This window comes from Mycobacterium sp. IDUB_19 (genome assembly GCF_055419445.1).
In genome coordinates this window covers 1-2,571 of record NZ_JBVAXR010000112.1, presented here as the reverse complement: position 1 = coordinate 2,571, position 2,571 = coordinate 1, and the positions used below count along the sequence as shown (strand labels likewise).

1 protein-coding gene and 1 pseudogene are annotated in these 2,571 nt (G+C 65.1%); one reads left to right on the top strand and one right to left on the bottom strand.

The window, feature by feature from the left end; translation table 11 throughout:
* The first annotated feature begins 333 nt into the window (after nt 1-333).
* Nucleotides 334-2,331, top strand: coding sequence for a chloride channel protein (locus tag ACZY0B_RS27145; protein ID WP_463767319.1), 1,998 nt, complete (start codon nt 334-336; stop codon nt 2,329-2,331).
* Nucleotides 2,332-2,355: 24 nt separating this feature from the next.
* Here ACZY0B_RS27145 and ACZY0B_RS27140 read toward each other — a convergent pair.
* Nucleotides 2,356-2,571: pseudogene (locus tag ACZY0B_RS27140) on the bottom strand (DNA starvation/stationary phase protection protein); the annotation flags it as partial.

The following is a 2,571-nucleotide window of genomic DNA, read 5'->3' as shown; positions in this document are numbered from 1 at the left end:
GGCCGCGCTCACCCGGGGCAATGTCAACGTGTCTGCGGTGATGGCAGGCATATCGACCTCCTTCGTCTAGGACTACCCGTATAACCGGACCGGAGTCCGTTTATTCCCTTGATCCCCCGCCGGCAACCGACCGCGCCCGGCCGCGGTCGGCTCGGGAATGCCTGCACAGCGCCGACGAGCGGTGGAATTGCCCCTGTCTGACCCACCTGTCGGACAACGGACGGCAACCGATAGTTTGGATAGGCAATATTTGCTGAAGTGGACGGTCGCCGCGGCATGCCCGATCCTGGTCGATAGCGCAACCAAGAAGGTCATTGGGGAAGGGTGAAGCGGATGGGGCAAAACAAGGCGGCCGCTGATCCCCTAAGAGTGTCGCGGCCGGTATCCAACGTGGTGGGGCAGCTCGCCGGCTGGCTGCGCGCAAACCGCCTGGGATTGTTTTGCGTGGCGATCGTGGTGGGGGTCGGCGCCGGGCTCGGCGCGGTGGCATTCCGCTACCTAATCTTTGGCTTCACCTGGCTAGCGACCGGACACGATGAATTCGGCCAGCAGGGCTGGGTGGCCAGCGACCACTTGCCGTGGCTGGGGGTGGCGTTCTACGCGGTCATCCCCGTCATCGGCGGGTTGCTGTACGGGCCGCTGATCTCCCGGTTCGCTCGCGAGGCCCGGGGCCATGGGGTCCCAGAAGTCATGATCGCCGTCGCGGAGAACGGTGGTCGCATCCGTCCTCAGGTGACAGTGGTGAAAGCGCTCGCCTCCGCGGTCTGCATCGGCACCGGCGGGTCGGTGGGTCGCGAAGGACCGATCGTGCAAATAGGCGCGGCGCTGGCGTCCAGCTTCGGTCAGTGGGTGCGAATGCCGGAAAACCGGCTGCGGGTGCTGGTGGCCTGCGGTGCCGCGGGCGGCATCTCAGCCACATTCAATGCCCCGATCACCGGCGTATTTTTCGCCGTCGAATTGATCCTGCGCGAACTGTCCATCGAGGCGATCTTCACCATCATGCTGTCGGCGATGGTCGCCGACGTGATTTCTCGGGTTTTCTTCGGCTCAGCTCCATTCCTCACCCAGCTTCCCGAGGGCATCGAGCTGGACCACATCGCCAACTACCTGCTGATCGCCCTCCTGGCGGCGATCGCCGGACTGCTCGGGATCCTGTTCAAGAACGTCCTGTACAAGACCGAGGATCTCTGCGACCGGGTATGGGGTCAGCGTCCGGATTGGGCGCGGCCGGCCGTCGGTGGGATCGTGCTCGGCCTGCTACTACTCGCGTTGCCCCAGTTGTACGGGGTGGGCTACCCGGTTATGTACGCCGCCTTCGCCGGTCACTACGCGCTGTGGTTCCTGGTGATCCTCGCCGCCGGCAAGATGCTGGCCTGCAGCCTGACCATCGGAATCGGCGGCTCGGGCGGTGTATTCGCTCCTTCGTTGTTCGTCGGAGCTACCTCCGGGATGGCTTTCGGGCTGATCGTCCAGCACATAATCGGCACGGCCGTCGGGCATCCCGCGCTGTACGCCATCGTCGGCATGGGTGCCGTGTTCGCCTCGGCCGCGCGCGCGCCGCTCACGGCCCTGGCTAGCACGGTCGAGATGACCGGGGACTTCACCCTCACCCTGCCGGTCATGCTGGCCGTCGCGGTTGCCACGACTGTCTCGCGGGGGATCTCCTACGGCACCATCTACACCACCAAACTGCTGCGGCGAGGCATCGATATCGACCGACCAACCCCGAGTCATGCATTCGACGACCTCACCGCGGCCGACGCCATGCACAGCTTCGCCGCGCCGCTCGATCTGACCCGGCCAATGGTCGCCGGCGAACGGGACTGGGCAGCCTTACTCGGCCCCGTGACCCGCATCCGCGAACCGCAGGCGTTATTCGCCAACGACAGCCTTGCCCAAGCCCTGCGCCAGCTCGTCCTTTACGGCCGCGACGGACTGCCGGTCATCGACACCGAGGCCCGCCGTGTTCAAGGCTGGCTGACCAATCAGGATGTGTTGCGTGCGGTCGGGACCCGCATCACCGATGTCCAACCGGAACCGGAAGTCGCTGCGAGCCATCAAGCCGCCGGATGGGCCGACCCGCAAGCCGAAAAGGCCGAACACGACCCGCGAAGCCAGCTCGACGGGTACTGCATTGTCGAACACACCCTGTCACCCGATTCCGCCGCGGTCGGCCGGGTTCTTGGCGATCTCGACTGGCCGGCCGGCCACCTCCCTGTGTCGGTAATCCACAATCGACAACTCGTCGATGCCGACGCGGCCGGACGGCTCGCCGTGGGCGACCGGATCAACATCCTCGCGCCCAAAAACGGCACGGCACCCAAAGAGTGAGACCGATTACTACGAACTGGGTTTTTAGGACTTGCGCCGCGCTGTGCTGGCCGCGGCCTTTTCCGTCTTCTTGTCTCCGTGGCTCAGCTTGCCGCCGGCACTCTCGAGGTGGGCGCGGACGAACCATTGGAACTTCTCCAGGGGCCCGGCCTGACCGATCAACAGATCCTGCGTGACCTGGTCGAGTTCGTCTGTCTCGTCAATGGCTTGGCGGATGTCCTCGATAACGCCGTTGTAGAC

Excerpts from the sequence above, each read along its gene's own strand:
- ACZY0B_RS27145 (WP_463767319.1), top strand. The coding sequence starts at position 334 with ATGGGGCAAAACAAGGCGGCCGCTGATCCCCTAAGAGTGTCGCGGCCG.